Origin of the sequence: Rhodococcus sp. ARC_M5 (assembly GCF_022810405.1) — a bacterium.
In the GTDB taxonomy this organism is placed as follows: Bacteria; Actinomycetota; Actinomycetes; order Mycobacteriales; family Mycobacteriaceae; genus Rhodococcoides; species Rhodococcoides navarretei.
The window spans coordinates 285138-306408 of record NZ_JALGQE010000001.1; the positions used below are offsets into that span (position 1 = coordinate 285138).

The following is a 21271-nucleotide window of genomic DNA, read 5'->3' on the forward strand; positions in this document are numbered from 1 at the left end:
TCATAGCGTGCGTTTCATGACTCGGACACCTACTCCACCACGAACATGGCTCGTCACCGGGGCATCCTCCGGTCTGGGTCGCGCTCTGACCGAGACCGCGTTGGCAGCAGGTGAGACCGTGGTCGCGGCGATGCGTCGCCCCGAACGCATCGACGACCTGTTCGCCGAGTATCCGGAGTCGCTACTGCCGATCGAGTTCGATGTCCGAGACACCGGGTCCGCGCCCGCCGTGATCGAGGCGGCAATCAGCCGGTTCGGACGGATCGACGTACTCGTCAACAACGGTGGCGTCGGACAGATCGGTTCCGCCGAGGAAATCGACGACGCCCGGCTGCGGGACATGCTCGAACAGCATGTGGTCGGTCCTGCCGCTCTCACCCGCGCCGTGCTGCCGGGAATGCGCGTGCGAGGCACCGGCACGATCGTGCAGATGAGCAGCCAGGGCGGCCGCATCTCGTTCCCTGGTGCGGGCTCGTACTCCGCTGGAAAATTCGCGTTGGAGGGCTGGTCGGAGGCACTGGCAGGCGAGGTCGCACCGTTCGGGATTCGAGTTCTGATCGTCGAGCCGAGCCGCTTTCGGACCGCCTTCAACAGTGCCGACGTGCTCGAACGCGCCACACCCGTGGAGGTGTACGCCGACGTTCTCGGCGATTTCAGGGCGGACATGCTCGCGGCCGACGGTCGGCAGGAAGGCGACCCGCACCGAGCGGCTCTCGTCATCCGTCAGTTGGTCGGGGCAGAGTCCGCTCCGCTGCGTATTCCTCTCGGACGCGAGGCCGTCCGACGGCTGTGCGAGTCGTACCGTCGTGAACTGGTGTCTGTGGAGACCCACGCCGAACTGTCATCCAGCGCGGACTTCCCGGGTGTACCCGAATCCGTCCGCCCGGTCTGACGGCTGCGCCCGGACTATCTTCTGTACTCATGGCGACGACGGACTTGATGAACAGGGCGCTGGCGGCCGTTGCGGATTCGGAGGCACCGTTGACCGTCGAACTGGTTCACGAGTTGATCGAACCCGGCGAACTCTCCGAACCACTCGGCATCGCCGAGGTCTCCGAGTTGCTCGATATCTCCCCACACACGCTGCGGTACTACGAGCGGTGCGGCCTGATCGAGGTTGCTCGCGACGGACTCGACCATCGGCGCTACGACGATGCGGCCGTCCGACGGATCGTCTTCCTCACCCGCAGGCGGTTGTCGGGGATGCCCATGCGCGACCTGCAGCACTACGTCGAACTGGTGGACGGCGGGGAACACACCGTTCCGGAACGACTCGACATGCTCGCCCGGCATCGAGACAACGTCCGACGACGGATCCGCGAACTGCAACTCTCGCTGGTGGCAACCGAATACAAGATTGAAACGTACGGCGGTGCCACCGGTCCGTGACAATCGTGAAGTCAGGTTTTCGATCGTTGCCGGAACCGGACGGCTCAGTAGCCGGCCGCTGCGATGCCGGCAACCACGGGAGCGCGGCCCGCGTTGCGTTCCGGAAGCTGCCGGGTGTCGCCCGTGCGCCTTCTTGTCAAAGGTGAAACTCTTTGTGAGGGTCGACAAATCGACCCGGCCCGAGAGGTAGTTCTTCTGTGACACCGACCTGTCGAGTTCGCCCAGGTACCGGATCGGGCTGGCGGTAGCCTCGAACTATCGGCCGGAATGCGGGCTGTCCGGCGAGGATCGAGAGCCGCCCGGTAACGATTTGCTTTCGTTCGGACGGTGTCGAGGACCACCGACGTTCGGAGTCGACGGGCGTCTCGAACGCGAGCACCGGACGTGCCTCTTCCACCGAAAAATGAAGCGGTGGAACAGAACTCGATCCATCGGACGCAGCGAACGGCAGCAACCCGAACATGCATCGGGCGGCCACGACAGCTGCAGCCGGGGTGCGAGAAACCGGACTTCTACGACGATCCGTCACCGGATGCCGGCGGCACCGTTACACAATCCGCACCTGCCTGCTGCCATGGAGTCCCAGAGCGGGGTACCGTGTGCCGCACCGGCCCGTTTTCGCTCGTGAAGGAGCTTCCTGTTGTTCTCTGTTTCCCTACCCCGCCTCTCGTCCTCCACATCCTCCTCCGCGCGCACGTCGAGTCGGTTCGGTAGTCGAATTGCCCGCACCGCAGCAATATTCGCGATGGGCTCCGGACTGACCGTCGCAGCCCTGTCGGGCACGGCCACCGCGTCGGCAGCCCCCGTCAACTGCGTGTCTCCGCCGTCGGCCAACGACATCCAGGTCGATGACACCGCCAGCTGCGGAGCTACCTCGAACGGCACCGGACGGGCCACCGCAGGTGCTGCCGACAGCGGCACCGCAGTGAGCGTCAACGACGGCCCCGGCGCGACGACCACCTACGCCAACGGCTACGGCGTCGCACTCGGAGCGAGCAAGAATGCGGGCACGGCCTACGCACTGGCACTCGGCGGAGGAATCGCGCACTCGTGGGCCGACGCAGGACAGACGACTCTCGCACTCGCCGGGTGGGGATCCGGTGCCACCTCGGAGGCACGGGGTGTCGATTGTGTCGGACCGCTGTCGTTGGCACTGAACCTCACGAGCGGTCAGTTCTGCGTCCTCGGTAGCTGATTGCCCGATCGCACAACACGACTTCGGTCGAACGGAGCCGATTACCCCGACACGAACCCGTCAAGGTAATCGGCTCCTCCTACATACACGGTGTGACCGGACTTCTCGATCGGCCCGACGGCAGCGTCCACCACAGCCGCCGCGAATTCTGCAGCCGTGGGAATGGGCCTGTTACCGCGAAAATGCGCCTGATGGCTGGTGAGAAAGACGATTCGTGAACCTGGTTCCATGCGGTCGGCGACCGCTCGAGCCATTGCCACCTGCGCGTCGCGATTGATGCTCGTCGCGTAGCCGGGATCTGCACCGAACTGGAGGCCATCAGACGCATCGAGGCACCCTCGTCGACGCAAGCGTGCTGATCAAGGACTTCGACGGCTCACATCGCCTCACCGAACCGGGTGAAGAATTGGGGCCGGCACTCGAACCACTCCGGCAATGGGCACAGCGGTGGAACGAGGACACCGAAGTGACCGATCACCAGCCCTGACCAGACGATTCGGTCCCCTCGAAGCGATTTTTCCGTTTGTGTCGGTGGGTCGAGTTACGCTTCTTTCAGTTCGAACAGGCGTTCTTGTTTCGGCTCACCGGGGGGTGAAAAGGATGGGTGCAGTACCGACTGTGTCGTTGCAGGCGTTGACCGCCGCCGCGCGCGCAGAAAACCGTCAAGCTTCTCGCAAGATCACCGCCTGCTATCGCGTGCACTGCGACTGGATCACCCGCGACACCAAACACCAGCACTACAGCCGGTACGGGCGCACCGAAATGGCAGTGGCGTTGGGATGCTCGGCCACCGTCGCCGAGGGGTATGTGTCCGTCGGCGTTGCCCTGCATACCCGGCTTCCACTGGTGAAGAGCGCGTTCGAGTCCGGGGAGATCGACCTCCCGCGAGTACGGACGGTGTGCCGGATCCTCGACAACCTCCCCGACGAGATCCTCACGATGGTCGAGGACGAGATCGTCGAAGCAGCCCGCCGGTCGTCACCGGGTCCCCTCGAGCAGGAGATCTGGGACATCCTGCTCCGTGTCGCACCCGAGGAAGCGGCAGCGCTACGGGAGTTCGCGAAGAAGTTCCGGACCGTCACCTACACCCCCGCCGGCGAACTCGCCCGCATCCGAGCGGAATTGACCGCACCCGAAGCAGCCGCCGCCTGGCAACTGCTCGAAGAGATGGCCGACACCCTCTGCCCGAAAGACCCGCGCGGCAGGAAAGAACGCCTGTGCGATGCGTTCATGGCCCGCATGCACGGCGAACCCCACCTGGCATGCCTGTGCCAACGCGATGACTGCCCGAAAAAGGATGCGGCATTGCCGGATTGTCGGGCTCCGTTGACGATGATCACCGTCGACATCGCCACCCTGCTCGGACTGCTCGCCAACCCCGCTTACCTGGCCGGACACGGATCCATCGATGCGGATTTGGCGAGGGAGTTGGCGCGCAACAGTCACTGGCAGATCCTGCTCACCGAAGCAGTCACCCTCGCCGAGAAACTCGGACTCGCACACCAGAACACCGAGACGGGTGACTGGGAACGAACACCGAAAGATCAGAAGCAGGAGTCGGACTCGGAGTCGAACCCAGATACCGATACGGCCACGAACACTGAAGCGACAGCAACAACGGCAACCAGCACCGAAACGGCAACCGCAACGACAGCGAGCACCGATACCGCACCGGCACCGGAATCCGCTGCCGGTCAGGGAACAGAACCCGACCGTGGCTCCGATCCCGCACCGTCGCATGCAGCATCGGCGCGAGGCCCGGTCGGCGCATCGAGTTCGACACCCGACCCGACCGGGGAACCACCTCGAACGCCCGATCCAGCACAAGGACCTGCGCCGGTGCCCACGCCGACACCGGAGCCAGCACCCAGCGTTACTTCCGATCGACCCGAAACCCACACTGCTCCAGATCAACCCGACCAACCCAGGCCAGCCCCGGCGACACCGACAACGGGGCCACCACCGACAACAGGCCCCACGCACAGAACAGTCCCCGCGTCGGAACCGAGGACAACGACATCACCGACCCCGAAAGACAGTCAGGCGGAGGACACCCCTGCCCATCCAGCGGCAGACCCCACTCCATCTGACTGCGGCGGCAACGAACCTCAACGACGGACCCAATCGCTGACCTCCGCCGCAGCCCTGTTCTGCACCCACACCCCCGTCGGCCGAGGCACACGGCACAGCTCTGCCCTCGACCTGAACGACATCCGACACCCCGCCCGCAACATGAAGGCCCTCGACCTCCGCTCGATGGTCTGGCCGAACCACCACACCCTCCACACACCCGCCGACATCCACCTCGGCAACGCCTCCCTCGCCGCAGCCCTCGAAGCCGCCATCGCCGCCGACCCCACCCTCGGCACATCCGTCGGACGCGACCCCCTCACCGACCGAGCCCTGATCTACCGACCCGACACCCTCACCACCGCCGCCGTCCGACTCCGCGACCGACACTGCCGCTTCCCCGACTGTCACCGCCCCGCCGCACGATGCCAACTCGACCACATCGACCCCTTCGACCACACCAACCCACTCGGCGGCGGCTGGACCACCGTGAACAACCTGCAATGCCTCTGCGAATACCACCACTCCGTCAAAACAGCCGGCTACTGGACCGCCGTCATGCTCCCCGGCGGAGCCATCCTCTGGACCTCCATCTCGAAGACCACCCGCATCACCCTGCCCGCCAACGCAACCACCGTCCCCAACCCCGACAACGACCTCAGACCACACATCCCCACCCAACCGAAACGATCCGGCATCATCGCCTACCCCAACCCACCCGACAACAACGAGCCCCAAACGGAACCAACAGCCGAGGACACCGAAGACCCACCATTCTGACCACAGGCCGCTCCGGGGAGTAGCCCACGGCACGGCAGACCCGGGACGGCCGGCGCACCACCTGCAGTGCCGGCGAACCGGATCTACGCGGCCTGCAAAACTCTTGTCTTCCCTAGACCTGCATACTCGAGAAATGAGCAATCCACGTGCAACCGCTCGCCCCCGAGCGCTGACGTTGCACGGCCGCATCCGGGTGTTGACGATGAGCGTGGCTGCTCTAGCCGTAGCGGTGAGCGCTCTGGCGATCTATCTCGTCGCGGAACAGGCCCTGCGCTCGCAGATCGTCGACCGCGTCGAACGCAACAGCGATGCCATTATTGCGAGCGCCGCAACGGGGGTACCGGCCAACCTGCTCGGTTTTCGCATCGAGGACACCGAGGGGACCGCGGTGAAGGTCGCGTTCGCGACGACCGACGGCACTCTGGTGACGTCGTCGAACGGCTCGGAGCCGTTCACCAATTCCAACGGAGTTCTGGACGACCCGGAAATGTCTGTCATCGACGGCACCACAACTCAATCCCTGCGCGAAGTACGTGGCTACTACATCTCCGCCAAACGCACCGACGCCGGCGAAACGATCATGGTGGCCGAATCGCTCAGCGCCGCGTCACCTCTCCTGGCCAAACTGACGCTGGCACTGGTTCTCGTCGGAGCCTTTCTCGTTGCGCTCGCAGGCGTCGCCGGTGCCGCAGTCGCACGTACCGGACTCCGCCCCGTGACACGACTGCGTGCCGGCACAGAACGCGTGGCCCGCACAGGAGATTTCGAGCCCATCGACGTGAACGGAGACGACGAACTGGCTTCACTGGCCAACAGCTTCAACGAGATGCTGGCGTCCCTGTCTCGTTCACGAGCACGCCAGGGCCAGCTGATCGTCGACGCGGGCGCGGAACTGATGGAACCGTTGACCGCACTGCGCACCAACATCGATCTACTGATGTCTCTCGACCGGCCGGACACCCCGGAGATGCCGGAGGACCAGCAGGACCGATTGCGCGTCGAAGTGATCGCTCAGATGGACGTCATCATCGGTCTGGTGCACGACCTGGTCGACCACGCCCGGGAACCCGCGCCGACCCCGCAGTGACGCCTACCGCCGATCGAGCCGACTGAACGGCCGTCGACTGTTCAGGACGACACGCGCACCCCGGTCAGCTGTTCGGACGCTTCCCACAACCGGCGCGCGTCGTCCATGTTGCGCAGTGGCTTCCACAGCTCGACCTCGGCCGGCGGCCCGCCGATCAACCGGGTAGGACCGACGAACTGATCACCGCGCGAGGCTGTACTCACCGCTGCGATCACACCCGGTTGCGCGGCGCTGTCCACTGTTCCCGCGATGCCGACACGGGCAAGAACACCGATGAGGCGTCTTCCGGCAGAATCTTTCGGACGCCCCAGACCCGGTTGAGCCGCAAGCAGATTGGTCGGTGAAATTCCGGGATGGGCCATGTTGCTGGTGATTCCCCACCCACCGGCCCTGCTGCGTGCGTCGAGTTCGCGGGCGAACAGGGCCACCGCGAGCTTCGACTGACTGTATGCCTTCATGACGTCGTAGGAACGCTCCCAGTTCAGGTCGTCCCAGTTGATGGTCCCCGATCGCGCCGCGATGCTCGTCTGATGGGTAACTCGAGCACGACCGGCCCGAAGAAGCGGCAACAGGGCCAGGGTCAGTGCGAAATGACCGAGGTGGTTGGTTCCGAACTGCAGCTCGAATCCGTCCTGAGTGACTTGGCGCTCGGGTGGCTGCATGACTCCTGCGTTGTTGACGAGCACGTCGATCGGCCGGCCTTCGGAGACGAGTTCGCTCGCCAACGTGGCAACCGAACTCAGTGACGACAGATCCAACTCGCGGGTGCTGACATGCGCGCCGGTTACCGCAGCCCGGATCGACTCGGCCGCGCGCTCCCCCTTGGCCGCAGAACGCACCGGCATGACGACCTCTGCTCCGGCGCGAGCGAGACGCGTCGCGATGACCGTGCCGATCCCGTCGCTGGCTCCCGTGACGACGGCGCGCTTCCCGTTCAGGTCGGGGATGGATAGATCTGCGATGCGGCCCATATCAAGCTCCTCGGGTGTTGTGGTCGTCCGGCTCGGACGTGCAGAACCCATGTTCGACTACCGTTTCGGGCTTATCCAGGACCTCCCGATCCACTGATACGGCCGGACCGTCGATCGCGTCAGGACAGAACCTGAGTTCCCACCACCGCGAGCAGTTCCAATTTGGCGTAGCTCTCACTGCCGGGCACTGCCGTGTACACCAGAAGCCGATGCGCTTGTTCGGGGTCCAGAAGGGTCTGGCAGTTCAGTTGCAGCAGACCGACCGTCGGGTGCAGAAACCGCTTGGACTCGGGTGGGTGCACCCCCACTTCGCGCTTCTCCCACAGGGTTCGGAACTCCTCGCTGACCTCGAGCAGCTCGGCGGCCAGTTGCGCTGCTGTGGAGTCCGGCCCACGTAGGGTGACGATCTCGCGCAGCCCCGACGCGTACACCCGAGACAGCACGGCGCGCTCTTCGGGTGGATACGACTGCCGAGCCTCAGGGTCGGTGAACCAGCGATACCCCAGACTTCGGTTCGGCCCGGTGCGCAACGACGCATCCCCGGTCAATGCCACGCCCAGCGGCGTCTGGCGCAGAGTTTCACCGAGCTCGGACACGATCTCGGCAGGCGTGTCGTTCAGTCGGTCCAAAATCCGCAGCAATCCCGGGCTGATGTGGTCGCTCGAGGCCCCGCGCACGGGAGGAGCGTGCCCGGCGAGGCGGAACACGTGATCACGCTCGCCCAGCGACAGATGCAACCCCTGCGCAATCGACGCAATCATCTGCTCGGACGGAGCAGGACCGGACCCACGTTCGAGGCGGGCGTAATAGTCGGTCGACATATGACACAGTTCGGCGACCTCCTCGCGCCGAAGGCCCCGCGTTCGCCTGCGCTGTCCACGTGGAAGGCCGATGTCCTCGGGCTGCAAAGACTCGCGTCGCCGCCGCAGAAAAACGGCCAACTCCGGTCGATCGATCACCGCAGACCTCCTTCCGTCGAACGCGGGTGCTGCTTCCGCAATTGTGCCCTCTCCGCGGTGGCTATTGTCGAACGATGAGCGCTCCCTTGACGATCGTCACCGGTGGCAGTCGCGGAATCGGCGCTGCGGTGTCCCGACGGCTGGTGGCCGACGGGCACGACGTGGTAATCGGCTACCGCTCCGATTCCGCTACCGCGCGAGTAGTGGCAACCGAATTGTCGACCGACAGCAGAACGGTGATCGCCGTTCGAGCCGACACCACCGACGAGCAGGCGGTGATCGATCTGTTCGGCGCTGCCGCCGAGATCGGCACTGTCACCGGTCTGGTGAACAATGCCGGCTCGGCGCATGCCGTAGGGATGCTGGCGGACAACGACATCGAGACCATCAGAGCGGACCTCGACGTGAATCTCGTCGGGGTACTCACCTGCTGCAAGTACGCGATCGCGGCAATGGCCGAATCGGGTGGCTCGATCGTGAACATCTCCTCCGCTGCCGCGACCCTGGGCAGTCCGGGAATGTACGTCCACTACGCGGCAGCCAAGGCTGCAGTGGATACACTGACCGTCGGCTTGTCCAAAGAGGTTGCTGCGCTGAACATTCGCGTCAACGCGGTGGCACCCGGAATCATCGAGACCGACTTCCACCGAGATCGACGACGGCCGCAGAAGATGGCGTCGAGCATCCCCCTCGGCCGCCCCGGTGTGCCGGACGAGATTGCCGGTGCGGTGTCGTGGTTGCTCTCCGCCGATGCTCGTTATGCCACCGGAACCGTCGTTCGGGTGGCCGGCGGTATGTGAACGCCTCGGCTGCCACTAACGAGGTGCGATGCGGTGCAGTTCGACTTCGCCGAGCTCTCCGTTCTCGGCGACCGCAGTCATGTACGTGCAGAACGGTTGTCGCCGCCGATCCGTCGGCGATCCGGGGTTGAGCAGCCGTAGCCCGTTGTCCGCGAACGTGTCCCACGGGATGTGACTGTGGCCGAACACGAGCACGTCGGTCTCCGGGTATGCCGCCGCCATCCGTCGTTCACGTCCCGTCGCGGCACCGGTCTCGTGCACCACGGTGAACCGAACCCCGCCGAGCACCACGTCGGCGCGTTCGGGCATCAGCTCCCGCAACTCGTCACCGTCGTTGTTCCCCCAGCACGCAACCAGTCGACGCGACCGCTGCGAGAGCTCCTCGAACGCAGCCAGATTCACCCAATCACCGGCATGGATCACCACATCGGCGTCGTCGACGGCGGTCCACACCTCGTCGGGCAGTACGCGAGCCCGCTTCGGGAGGTGAGTATCGGCAATCAGCAGCAACTTCACCACTCGATTGTGCACGCCGTCGATCGACTACCGCACATAGACCGCAGTGCGGTGTCCCTCGACGACGTGGACGCGAACCGGGGTGTCGAACACCTCGCTCAGCACGTCGTCCTGCATCATCTCCTCAGCAGTGCCCGTGTTGACGATGATGCCGTCACGCATGGCGACGATACTGTCGGAGTAGGCGGCGGCGAAGTTGATGTCGTGCACGATGAGCACGATGGTCTTGCCCAATTCGTCTGCAGCACGACGCAACTGCTTCATCATCAGCACCGAATGCTTGAGGTCGAGATTGTTCAGGGGCTCGTCGAGCAGAAGATACTCGGTGTCCTGGGCCAGCACCATCGCCACGAACGCTCGTTGCCGTTGCCCGCCGGAGAGTTGATCCAGAAATCGCCCTTCGAGGGCAGCCAGATTCAAGAACTCGAGGGCGTCGTCGATGCGCGCCTCGTCCTCGGGACCGAGTTTTCCCTTCGAGTGCGGGAACCGGCCGAACCCGACCAGCTCACGGACCGTCAATCGCGCGGTGATGTGGTTCTCTTGGCGCAGGATCGACAGGTGCTTGGCGAGTTCCCGAGACTTCGCGACGCGAACGTCCATCCCGCCCACGGTGATCGTCCCCGTGGTCGGGTCGAGCAATCGCCCGATGACCGTCAGCAAGGTGGATTTTCCTGCTCCGTTCGGCCCGACGAGAGAGGTGATCCCGCCCTTGGCAATGGCACCGGTGACGGGACCGAGAACGATGGTGTTCTGATAGGACTTGGTCACATCACGAAAGTCGATCACAGCGTCCCCCTACGAAGAATCATGACCAGGAACAGGATGCCACCGGCGAATTCGATGATGACGGTGAGGAACCCGCCGGCGTAGAAGATGTGCTGCATGACGAACTGCCCCAGTAGCAAGGTCAGGAAGCCCAGCAGGAACGCCATCGGGAGGACGTAGATGTGCTTTTAGCTGCCGGTCACCTGGTAGGCCAACGTCGCCACGATGAAACCGAAGAATGTCATGGGTCCCACGAGAGCCGTCGAGAACGCCACCAGCAGCGCAATGAGCATCAGCATCGACATCAGTTCGCGCTTGTAGGACACCCCGATCCCCATGGCTGCCTCCGGTCCGAGCAGCAGTGCGTCCAAGTGGCGTCGGCGCTTCCACAGCACTACTGCGGCGAACAGGCACACCCCGAACGCCAACGGCAGGTAGTCGCCCTTCACGGCGCTGAGTCGACCGAACAGTTCGACCGACAGCATGTCGTATTCGGTGGGTGAGAGCAGGCGTTGCAGAAATGTCGAGATGCTGTCGAATGCCAGGCCGAGCACAACGCCGACGAGCAGCATCAGGAACAGGCTGCCGAGCTTGCCGGAGAACAACCAGCCGTACAGAACGGTGGCGAGTGCGACCATCAATGCCGTCTGGGCCAACAACTTCGGGATGCCCTCGGTGTTGGCGATGACGGTGCCACCGAAGACGAACACCATGAGCGTCTGCATCAGCGTGTAGAGCGAATCGAACCCGATGATCGACGGTGTCAGAATGCGGTTGTTGGTGACGGTGTGAAAGACCACCGTGCCGAGGCCGTGCGTGAACGCCGCAACGGCCATGGCTCCCACCATGTTCAGCCGCCGGGGAAATGCGAAGGCGAACGAACCGCGCACGAACAGGAACAGGAAACACACGACGGCGATCGCCACTATCACCGACAGCACCGCCAACCGCATCTTCGGTGTGAAGCGCGACGCCTCCGGTCCGCGCGGTATCGGTCCGGTGATGCGCGGGCCCACACGGGAACTAAGCACTGACATACCGGCGCTGCCTCACGATCAGAACGATGAACACCACTGCTCCCAGAACTCCGAGAACAACCGATGCGGGAATTTCCATGGGTGCCACGACTGTTCGGCCGACGAGATCGCAGGCCAACAGAAGACCTGCGCCGACGAGTGCGACCCAGGGCAGGTTCTTGCGAACGTCGTCGCCGAGCATCATCGACACCAGATTGGGCACGATGAGTCCGAGAAACGGAATGAACCCGACGACCACCGTGGTGACGCCCGTGGCCACGGCGACCATCGCGACGCCGATCAGAACGATCTGCTCGTACCTCATCCCGACGTTCGTGGCGAGCTCCTTACCGAGTCCGGCCACGGTAAAGCGATGCGCGAGCAGGTATGCCAGCACCGCGATGACGATCACCGCCCACATCGGTTCGTAGAACCCTCGCACTATCCCGCTGAATCCGCCGGACCGCCAGGCCGACATCGCCTGCAAGAGATCGAAAGTCCCGGCGAGAAACGTGGTGACGGCCCCGACGACGGCCCCCAGCATGATGCCGACGAGCGGGACCACCAATGTGGTCCGGACCGGCAGCCGCCGGAGCACGCCGACGAACAACAGCGTGCCGACCAGCGCGAACACCGTGGCGACGAGCATCTTGGTCATCGGCGGCGCGTCGGGCAGCACGATCAAAGTGGCCAGGACACCGAGCCCGGCCCACTGCGCCGTGCCTGCGGTGGTGGGTTCGACGAACTTGTTCTGGGTGATCATCTGCATGATCACCCCGGAGATGCTCATGGCCATGGCTGCGAAGATCAACGCCAGCGTGCGCGGAACCCGCGAGATCAGGAACATGTTTCTGGCTGCGGGGTCGTCGATCATCGTGGCGAGACTGATGTCGTATCCACCGACGAGTAGTGAGGCGACGGTCAGCAGCGTCACTACCCCCATGATCACGGCAAGCAGCAGTCTCTTGTTCGTCATGTCGGTGATCCGTCGTACGGAGTTCGCCCGGCCTACGCGGCGTTCTCGAACGCGTCCGAGATCGACTGGAACGCTTCGGTGTACGCCTGGATGCCCTCGCGGGTGTAGAAGAACGGATCGAGGTAGATGATCTGGTCCTCGGTGGTGAAGGTGGTCTCGGCGAACGCTTCCTGTGCTTCGAAGACAGCCTTGGCCGGGGACGAACCTGGCTCACCGGCTGCGGCGTCGCGGTCCAGAACGATCACCCAGTCGGGGTTGGCCTGGGCGATGGTTTCCGGTGCCAAACCGGAATCACCGTGAACGTCGCCTGCCTCACCGGCGAACACGTCGGTCAGCGTGAGAGGTTCGAGCAGACGGCCGATGCGCTGAGCACCGTTGTCGATCTTGCCGCCGTTGACGTTGGCGAGAAATACCGTCTGTCCGGTGGTCTGCGCCGCAGCAGAAGCCTCGGCCGCGTCGAGGGCCGCGATGATCTCGGCCGCTCTGTCCTGCAGACCGAAGATGACGCCGAGCGTCTCGGTCTGAGTCTTCAGCGTCTCGACGAAGTTCTCGTCGTCGGGCGAGATGTCGATGGTCGGCGCGATCTGGCCGAGCTCCTCGGTGTATTCCTGGAATCGATAGCCGCCGATGATGAGATCCGGTTCTGCTTCGCTCACCACTTCGAGGTTCGGTTCGCGATGGGTGCCGACGTCCAGGATGGCGTCGTTGTCGATCCACTCCTCGAAGCCCGTCGACGGCATGATGGGTTTGGGAAGAGCCACCGGCTCGACACCGAACGCCCGAAGCGTCTCGAACGAGGTGTTGTCCAGTGCTGCCACGCGCACCGGATTTGCCGGAACCTCCATGCTGCCGTTGTTGGTGTCGACGGTGACGGTCGCGGCGTCGGCAGACTCGCCCGTGGTCGAATCGGTGCTGCACGCACCGAGGACAAGCATCGAGGTCGCGGCGGCTGCGACGAGTAGGCGGGGGGCGCGGAACGTTCTCACTTCGGTGTACTCCGTTGCTCGATGTTTACTGGGGCTTTGGTTGAGCAGTAAAGTAGCACTTAGGCAAGGCTATGCAAATTCGAGCTATTCGGTCAGCGGAAGTCCCTCGATCTGGACGCAACGCGCAGATCCATCAGCTGCAGATGATCGGCCACCACGGTCACCGCGCCCTCGGCGTTCTGCACTTTGCCTCGAATCAGCAACGCCGGAGCGGTGATCGCCAGCTTGCGGTACTTGGCCCACAACCCGACCGAGCACACCACGTTGACCATGCCGGTCTCGTCCTCGAGGTTGATGAACGTGACGCCTCCGGCAGTTGCCGGCCGCTGGCGATGCGTCACCGCTCCGCCGACGAGCACCCGGTCGCCATCAGGAATCTGCAGCAGCCGGTTCGCGGGAATCACGCCCAGCGAATCGAGCCGATCTCGAAAGAACTGCGTGGGATAGGAATCCGGTGACACGCCGGTTGCCCAGACGTCGGCCGAGGCCAGATCGAGATCCGACATCCCCGGTAGCGCAGGCGCTTTCGTCGACGCACCGATCCCAGGAAGCAGGCCCGGACGCTCCCCCGCTGCCGCACCCGCAGCCCACAGCGCCTCTCGACGAGTGATACCGAAGCGCCCGAGTGCGCCCGCCGTTGCCAGCGCTTCCGCCTGTGCCACCGACAGTTCGACGCGTCCCGTCAGATCCAGGAACGAGGTGTACGGCCCGTGTGCCTCTCGTGCGTCGACGATCTTCTGGGCCACTGCGGTCCCGATGAACTTCACATCCGCCAACCCCATGCGAATCTCGAGACCGTCCGACTCGAGATTCGCATGGCCGAGACTGGCGTTCACATCTGCACCGTGAACGAGCACACCGTGCCTTCTGGCATCGGCTACCAGAGATTGCGGTGAGTAGAAACCCATCGGTTGAGCACGCAGCAAACCGGCACAGAAGGCAGCCGGATGGTGCAACTTGAACCACGACGAGTAGAACACCAATGAGGCGAAGCTCTGCGAATGACTTTCGGGGAAGCCGAAATTGGCGAAAGCCGACAGCTTTTCGTAGATTCGGTCCGCTGCCGCACCGGTGATTCCGTGAAGATCGCGCATCCCGTCGTAGAACCGTCCGCGCAGCAGTTCCATCTTCTCCGGTGATCGCTTCGACCCCATGGCGCGGCGCAGCTGGTCGGCGTCAGCGGCACTGAAACCGGCGACATCGATGGCCATCTGCATCAACTGTTCCTGGAACAGCGGAACTCCGAGAGTTCGATCGAGCGCCTTCTTGAGCGACGGATGCTCGAAGATCACCGGCTCGAGTCCGTTGCGACGCTTGATGTACGGGTGCACCGAACCACCCTGGATCGGACCGGGACGAATCAGCGCGACCTCGACCACCAGATCGTAGAAGTTCCGCGGCTTGAGCCGCGGCAGAGTGGCCATCTGCGCACGCGACTCGACCTGGAACACCCCCACCGAATCGGCTCGCTGGAGCATCTCGTACACCTCGGGCTCGGACAGGTCGATCGAGGCGAGGTCGATGTCGATGCCCTTGTGCTCGGAGATCAGATCCATCATGTAGTGCAATGCCGAGAGCATGCCGAGCCCGAGCATGTCGAACTTCACCAAACCCACTGCGGCACAATCGTCTTTGTCCCACTGCAGCACACTGCGGTTCTCCATCGTCGCCCATTCCACCGGACAGACGTCGGCGATCGGCCGATCGCAGATCACCATGCCACCGGAGTGAATGCCGAGGTGCCTCGGGAAGCCCTCGATCTGCCGCGCGAGTTCGAGAACCGACTCGGGAATACCGTCACCTTCCTGATCACCGATTCCGGACCAGCGGGTGATCTGCTTGCTCCACGCGTCCTGTTGTCCCTGTGAGAAACCGAGCGCGCGGGCCATGTCTCGGACCGAGGACTTACCGCGATAGGTGATGACGTTGGCCACCTGAGCGGCATGGGTGCGGCCGTACTTGGCGTAGACGTGCTGGATCGCCTCTTCCCGACGATCGGATTCGATGTCGATGTCGATGTCCGGCGGCCCGTCGCGTTCGGGCGCGAGGAACCGCTCGAACAGCAGCTTGTTGGCTACCGGGTCGACGTTGGTGATGCCGATGGCATAGCAGACGGCGGAGTTCGCTGCCGAACCTCTTCCCTGACAGAGGATGTCGTGCGTCTTGCAGAAATGGACGATGTCGTGGACCACCAGGAAGTAGCCGGGGAATTCGAGCCTCTCGATGATGTCGAGTTCGTACTCGAGCTGCGAATAGGCCGCCGGGTTCGCCGACTGCGGTCCGTACCGGCGAGCGGCTCCCTCGAAGGTGAGGCGACGCAGATAGCTGATCTCGGTGTATCCGTCGGGCACCTCGAACGGCGGCAGGCGCGGCGCGATCAACTGGAGATCGAACGAACACTCGCGACCGAGCTCGACGGCACCGCGCACCGCGCCCGGATAGTGCTGGAACAGCTCCGCCATTTCCGTCCCGGACCGTAGGTGTCCGCCGCCGGTCGGTGCCAACCAACCGGCAGCCTCGTCCAAGCTGCTCCGTGCGCGCACAGCCGCCATCGCCATGGCCAATCTTCTACTGCGCGGACTGGCGTAGTGCGCGGCCGTGGTGGCGATCGTCGGAAGGCCGTACCGCCGAGCCAGCGTCGCAAGAGCGTCGTTGCGCTCGTCGTCGTCCGCGACGCCGTGTCGGGTGAGTTCGACGGTGACACGATCGGATCCGAACCGGTCGACGAGAGTGCGCAGCGCGGCCTCTGCCGCCTCCGGACCACCACGCGTGAGCGCCTGCCGAACGTGACCCTTCCGGCAGCCGGTGAGGATCTGCCAGTGCCCACCCGCCGATTCGGTGAGCTCGTCGAGGTCGTACTGCGGCTTACCTTTGACCCCGCCTGCCAGATGCGCAGCAGCGATCCGACGCGAGAGCCGGCGATATCCCTCCTGGCCGCGAGCGAGCACCAGCAGGTGAGTGCCGTCGGGATCCGTCTCCCCGGCTCTGGATCGATGGGTGTCCAGCGAAAGCTCGGCACCGAACACGGTTCCGATGCCGAGAGCTCTGGCAGCCTCGGCGAACCGCACGACTCCGTAGAACCCGTCGTGGTCGGTGATGGCGATGGACTCGAGGCCCAGGCGCACCGCCTCCTCGACCATCTCCTCGGGCTGCGAGGCACCGTCGAGAAAGCTGAATGCCGAGTGCGCATGCAGTTCCGCGTACGGCGTTGCCGGGCGCACCGGCTCGTGATGGCGAGGTCCCTCGTAGGCTTCTCGTTTCCGGGACCAGGCCGGGCTGTCGCCGCCGTCGCCCTCGGCCATCGGCTTGGGACGTCCGGACAGGACGCGCTCCATCTCCGACCACGTGGGTGGTCCGTCGTTCCATCCCATCGAGCCCACCCACCTTCACGCCACCGTCTCATCGAACACTTGTTCTAATGAGAACACGAGGGTCCGACACGGATCAACTACAGTCGAATCGCCACTGACCCTTTCCACCGAATCCCTTTCACAGAGCCGGAGCACAGACGTGACGCGTTGGGCCTCGTTCGTCGTATCGCACAAACGATGGGCACTCGCAGTTGTTGTCGCCGTCGTCGCTGTCGGCGGCGTCTTCGGACTCGGTGTCTTCTCGAAACTGAGCGAGGGCGGTTACGCCGACGCAGGCAGCGAGTCGTCCGAGGTCGCGCGGCTGGTGCAGGGCATCGGCCAACCGACCCCCGACATCGTTGCGATCTACACCGCCCCCGAGGGCAGCACGATCGACGACATCGGACCGCAGGTGCAGGCGACGCTCGACGAGTTCAGCAGTCGATACACCCTCGGCAATGTCAGCTCGTACTGGAGCGCAGACCCGATCAGCAGGGAATTCCTGGTCTCCAAGGACCGAACCAAGGCGCTGGCGACGGTATCTCTCGGAGCGAATTCGGGCGTCACGTTCAACACCTTCGGCGAGCTTCCACCGCAGCTCGCCGTTCCCGGCATCGAATCGCAGTTCGCTGGCGCGTCGGTGGTGGGGGTATCACTCAGCGAAACCCTCGAACGCGATCTGATCCGCTCCGAGATCATCGCTGTTCCCATCACACTGCTGCTGCTCATCTTCATCTTCGGCGGGGTGGTCGCTGCAGCGGTTCCGGTGTTCGTCGGCATTCTGAGCGTGCTCAGCTCGCTGGCGATCCTGCGGGTGCTCACCGAGTTCACCGAAGTCAGCTCGTTCTCGATCAACGTCGCGTCGTTGCTGGGACTCGGCCTGGCCATCGATTACGGACTGTTCATCGTCAGTAGGTTCCGCGAAGAACTGCGCGGTGGACTGACGCCGATCGACGCGACCATCCGCACCGTCGCCACCGCAGGCAAGACCGTCGTATTCTCGGGATTGTTGCTGATCTGCGCGTTCGCCGGGATGCTCGTCTTCCCGCAGGCGGTGATCCGATCCCTCGGGTTCGGGGCCATGGCCGCCGTCGCGAGTGCGGCCGTCCTGTCACTGACCGCGGTCCCGGCATTGCTCGCGATTCTCGGTACCCGCATCAACTCCTGGACGTGGTCGCGCACCGCGTCCGATCGCAGTGATGCACGCGCACACAAGTTCTGGGGCGGCGTCGTCACCCGCGTGATGAAGCATCCGGGCATCGTCGCTGCCGTCATCGTCGCCGGGTTGCTGATCATCGCCACCCCGATCCTCAAGGTCTCACTCGGCGAGGTCGACTACACGGCGCTGCCGAAGGACAACCCTGCGCGCATGGCATTCGAGACTCTCGGTTCCGACTTCGAATCCACCGGAGAGGGCGCAACCGTGGTTCTGCGCGGCCTGGACGGCGTCAAGCCTCAAGGCGCACCGATCGCGGCACTGACCTCCGCCGTGGAATCCACGCCCGGTATCGCCCGCGCCGAATTCCTGGGCTCCAAGGACGATTTCGTGACGTTGCAGGCGTCGTACAGTGAACCGACCGACGGGCTGAGCGAGGCCGAATCCCAATCCGACGCAGTCTCTGCTCTGCGCTCGATCACTCCCCCGGACGGCACCGAGATCCTCGTCGGCGGCGGACGAGCCAACGTCGACGACGGCAATGCGGCGATCGCGAAGTGGCTACCGGTGATGATCGCCATCATGGTGATCTCGACGCTGGTGTTGCTGTTCCTCGCGTTCGGATCGATCGTGCTGCCGATCAAGGCGGTCCTGATGGCCGGATTGAGCCTGGCTGCCACCTTCGGCGCACTCACGTGGGTGTTCCAGGAGGGCCACGGCGCCGGCCTGCTCGGCGTCACCCCCGGACCGCTCGAGTCGACGTTCGTGGTTCTCATTCTCGCGGTCATCTTCGGCTTGTCGACCGACTACGAGGTGTTCCTGATGTCGCGCATGGTCGAGGCTCGCGCGGCTGGAGCGAGTACCGAGGACGCCGTGATCTTCGGCGCTCAACGCACCGGACGCATCGTCACTGCGGCGGCGTTGATTCTGATCGTCGTCACCGGAGCCTTCACGATCTCGGGTCTGTCGATCATGAAGTTCCTCGGCGTCGGAGTCATTCTGGCTCTGATCATCGACGCGACGATCATCCGTATGTTGCTGGTTCCGTCCTTGGTCAAACTCATGGGTGAGGCCAATTGGTGGGCACCCACCTGGATGAAGAAAGTGCACGAAAAAGCCGGTATCGGGCACTAGCACCAGAACTTACTTCGGAGTAAGGTCGGCTCGCATGGCGAACTACATCGTGACCGGCGGTACCGGGTTTCTCGGGAAGAACATCCTGCCCAGGCTGTTGGAACGTGATGCACTCGCCGCGGTCCACGTGCTGGTGCGTCCGGAGTCGGTGGCCCGCCTCGAACGACTGGCACAGCACCTCGACGGCGGAGACCGAATCCACCCGCTGGTAGGCGACCTCACCGAGCCGGAGCTCGGACTCCGAGACGTGCCTACCGATATCGACCACATCCTCCACCTCGGAGCCGTCTACGACCTGACCGCAGGCGACGAGCAGACCCCGACCAACGTGGCCGGGACTGCCGCGGTAATCGACCTCGCCGAGAAGACCGGGGCCCGCCTGCACCACATCTCGTCGATCGCCGTTGCCGGAGACTACCGAGGAACGTTCTCCGAGAACGACTTCGATCTCGGGCAAGGCTTTCCGACGGCTTACCATCGCACCAAGTTCGAGTCGGAGAAATTGGTCCGCGACAGCACCGCGGACTGGCGGGTCTACCGGCCTGCTGCGATCATCGGGCACTCGGAGACCGGAGCCATCGACAAGATCGACGGCCCCTACTACTTCTTTCCGTTCTTCGCACAACTGGCCAAGCTGCCCTCCGTGCTACCGATCACGGTGCCGAAGATGGGCAATACCAACCTGGTACCGGTCGACTACGTCGCCGACGCCATCGTCGAGCTCGTACATCGAGACACCACTCCCGGCAGCGTGTTCCATCTGGTCAATCCGGCACCTCAGTCGATGGCTGAGGTCTACGCCGCATTCTCGTCGGCAGCCGGATCTCGCGCGAGAATCATCGACGTGCCAGGGGCACTGGTCGCTCCCGTCGTCTCTCCCAAATCCAGGGCCGTGCGCAAACAGCGCAACGCCGCCCTCCGCGATGTCGGTGTGCCACCGGTGATGCTCGAACACCTGACTCTGCCCACCGTGTTCGAGTCGGCATCGACACAGAAAGCGTTGCAGGGCAGCTCGATCACGCCACCACCACTGCGAACGTACGCCGATCGCGTGTGGACGTACTGGCGGGAGAACTTCGACCCCAAGCGCAACCGCCGAAACGACCCACGCGGGCCGCTGTTCGGCCGTCACATCGTCATCACCGGTGGCTCGTCCGGAATCGGCCGAGCCAGCGCCGAGGCGGCTGCCCGCAAGGGCGCGGTGGTCATACTGCTCGCGCGCGGTCAGGACCAACTCGACGAGGTGGTCGAGCACATCCGCGAATCGGGTGGCACCGCCCACGGATACTCGTGCGACGTCACCGACACCGAATCGGTTGACCAGACCGTGAAAACCGTTCTGAGCGAACACGATCACGTCGACATGCTGGTCAACAGCGCCGGCCGATCCATCCGGCGCTCACTCTATCGATCCACCGATCGACTGCACGACTACGAGCGCACGATGGCCGTCAACTACTTCGGGGCCATTCGACTGGTGCTGGCACTGTTGCCACACATGCGCGAACGGAGCTTCGGACACGTCGTCAACATCTCCAGCGCTGCCGTCCTGGGACACCCTCCTCGATTCTCGGCCTACGTGGCCAGCAAGGCCGCGCTCGACGGCTTCACCGATGTTGCTGCCGCAGAGACACTCTCGGACGGAATCACGTACACGACGATCCACATGCCCCTGGTGGACACACCGATGATCACCCCGACGGGCGACAAGAACGTCGGCCCCGTGTTCTCACCGGAGAAGGCTGCCGCCATCGTGATCAGGGCACTGAGCGACAAGCCCAAACGCATCGACACACCGCTGGGAACACTCGGGCAATTCGGAGCCATCTTCGCCCCCAAGGGCAAAGACCGCACGATGCACCAGCACTACCGTACGTTCGCCGAATCCGCTGCCGCCAAGGGCGAGGTGGCAATACCGATCGAGGACGGGAAAGTGCCGTACCGAGTGCGACCGTACGACCCGAAAGCTCCGAGCGCACGCATCGGCAAAGTGATCCGACGCGTCGGCAGATTGGTACCCGGCACCAGTTGGTGACGAGTCAGTCCCAGGTACCGCCAGTGTCCACAATTTCCATTTGCGATCGCGGTCCCGTGTGTGGTCGCACAGAGTGGACACTCACG

Annotated in this window: 18 protein-coding genes; 9 read left to right on the plus strand and 9 right to left on the minus strand. The window is 64.1% G+C overall.

Annotated elements, in window-relative coordinates; all coding sequences use genetic code 11:
* The first annotated feature begins 16 nt into the window (after positions 1 to 16).
* The 6 genes from MTX34_RS01380 (at position 17) to MTX34_RS01400 (ending at position 6521) form a co-directional block, all read left to right on the plus strand.
* Positions 17 to 892, plus strand: coding sequence for an SDR family oxidoreductase (locus MTX34_RS01380; RefSeq protein ID WP_243608186.1), 876 nt, complete (start codon positions 17 to 19; stop codon positions 890 to 892).
* Between the two features lie 29 nt (positions 893 to 921).
* Positions 922 to 1389, plus strand: a complete 468-nt coding sequence (locus MTX34_RS01385; protein ID WP_243608187.1) for a MerR family transcriptional regulator — start codon at positions 922 to 924, stop codon at positions 1387 to 1389.
* A gap of 640 nt (positions 1390 to 2029) precedes the next feature.
* Positions 2030 to 2584, plus strand: a complete 555-nt coding sequence (locus MTX34_RS01390) for a DUF6764 family protein (RefSeq protein ID WP_243608188.1) — start codon at positions 2030 to 2032, stop codon at positions 2582 to 2584.
* 352 nt (positions 2585 to 2936) lie between these two features.
* Positions 2937 to 3071 carry a hypothetical protein gene (locus MTX34_RS25610; RefSeq protein ID WP_279392711.1) on the plus strand — a complete coding sequence of 45 codons (135 nt, stop codon included), beginning with the start codon at positions 2937 to 2939 and terminating at the stop codon, positions 3069 to 3071.
* A 113-nt stretch (positions 3072 to 3184) separates the two neighbouring features.
* Positions 3185 to 5434 (plus strand): HNH endonuclease signature motif containing protein, encoded by a 2250-nt coding sequence (locus MTX34_RS01395; RefSeq protein WP_243608189.1) that lies wholly within the window; start codon positions 3185 to 3187, stop codon positions 5432 to 5434.
* Between the two features lie 133 nt (positions 5435 to 5567).
* The gene (locus tag MTX34_RS01400; protein WP_243608190.1) at positions 5568 to 6521 is read left to right on the plus strand and encodes a HAMP domain-containing protein; all 954 of its coding nucleotides are present in this window, start codon (positions 5568 to 5570) and stop codon (positions 6519 to 6521) included.
* Positions 6522 to 6562: 41 nt separating this feature from the next.
* On the opposite strand, the gene MTX34_RS01405 is transcribed toward MTX34_RS01400, so the two are convergent.
* Positions 6563 to 7492, minus strand: a complete 930-nt coding sequence (locus MTX34_RS01405) for an SDR family oxidoreductase (RefSeq protein ID WP_243608191.1) — start codon at positions 7490 to 7492, stop codon at positions 6563 to 6565.
* 119 nt (positions 7493 to 7611) lie between these two features.
* On the minus strand, positions 7612 to 8451 hold the full coding sequence (locus MTX34_RS01410; protein WP_243608192.1) for a helix-turn-helix transcriptional regulator: 840 nt from the start codon (positions 8449 to 8451) through the stop codon (positions 7612 to 7614).
* A 74-nt stretch (positions 8452 to 8525) separates the two neighbouring features.
* On the opposite strand from MTX34_RS01410, the gene MTX34_RS01415 reads away from it, so the two are divergent.
* On the plus strand, positions 8526 to 9251 hold the full coding sequence (locus MTX34_RS01415) for an SDR family NAD(P)-dependent oxidoreductase (RefSeq protein WP_243608193.1): 726 nt from the start codon (positions 8526 to 8528) through the stop codon (positions 9249 to 9251).
* A 15-nt stretch (positions 9252 to 9266) separates the two neighbouring features.
* On the opposite strand, the gene MTX34_RS01420 is transcribed toward MTX34_RS01415, so the two are convergent.
* The 7 genes from MTX34_RS01420 to MTX34_RS01450 all read right to left on the minus strand — a co-directional run bounded on the left by MTX34_RS01420 (position 9267) and on the right by MTX34_RS01450 (position 16881).
* Entirely contained in the window at positions 9267 to 9767 is a 501-nt protein-coding gene (locus MTX34_RS01420) for a metallophosphoesterase (RefSeq protein WP_243608194.1), read from the minus strand.
* 27 nt (positions 9768 to 9794) lie between these two features.
* Positions 9795 to 10553, minus strand: coding sequence for an ABC transporter ATP-binding protein (locus tag MTX34_RS01425; RefSeq protein WP_243608195.1), 759 nt, complete (start codon positions 10551 to 10553; stop codon positions 9795 to 9797).
* Entirely contained in the window at positions 10550 to 10699 is a 150-nt protein-coding gene (locus MTX34_RS01430) for a hypothetical protein (protein ID WP_243608196.1), read from the minus strand. Before MTX34_RS01430 ends, MTX34_RS01425 begins: the two co-directional genes overlap by 4 nt.
* A gap of 21 nt (positions 10700 to 10720) precedes the next feature.
* Positions 10721 to 11569 (minus strand): iron chelate uptake ABC transporter family permease subunit, encoded by an 849-nt coding sequence (locus MTX34_RS01435; protein ID WP_243608197.1) that lies wholly within the window; start codon positions 11567 to 11569, stop codon positions 10721 to 10723.
* On the minus strand, positions 11556 to 12524 hold the full coding sequence (locus tag MTX34_RS01440) for an ABC transporter permease (RefSeq protein WP_243608198.1): 969 nt from the start codon (positions 12522 to 12524) through the stop codon (positions 11556 to 11558). The genes MTX34_RS01435 and MTX34_RS01440 overlap by 14 nt, the downstream gene beginning before the upstream one ends.
* 32 nt (positions 12525 to 12556) lie before the next feature.
* Positions 12557 to 13510, minus strand: coding sequence for an ABC transporter substrate-binding protein (locus MTX34_RS01445; RefSeq protein ID WP_243608199.1), 954 nt, complete (start codon positions 13508 to 13510; stop codon positions 12557 to 12559).
* Between the two features lie 92 nt (positions 13511 to 13602).
* A complete protein-coding gene (locus MTX34_RS01450; RefSeq protein WP_243608200.1) occupies positions 13603 to 16881 on the minus strand; it encodes an error-prone DNA polymerase in 3279 nt (1092 codons plus the stop codon).
* Between the two features lie 139 nt (positions 16882 to 17020).
* On the opposite strand from MTX34_RS01450, the gene MTX34_RS01455 reads away from it, so the two are divergent.
* The gene (locus MTX34_RS01455) at positions 17021 to 19150 is read left to right on the plus strand and encodes an MMPL family transporter (RefSeq protein WP_243608201.1); all 2130 of its coding nucleotides are present in this window, start codon (positions 17021 to 17023) and stop codon (positions 19148 to 19150) included.
* A gap of 34 nt (positions 19151 to 19184) precedes the next feature.
* The gene (locus MTX34_RS01460) at positions 19185 to 21185 is read left to right on the plus strand and encodes an SDR family oxidoreductase (RefSeq protein ID WP_243608202.1); all 2001 of its coding nucleotides are present in this window, start codon (positions 19185 to 19187) and stop codon (positions 21183 to 21185) included.
* The last annotated feature ends 86 nt before the right edge of the window (positions 21186 to 21271 follow it).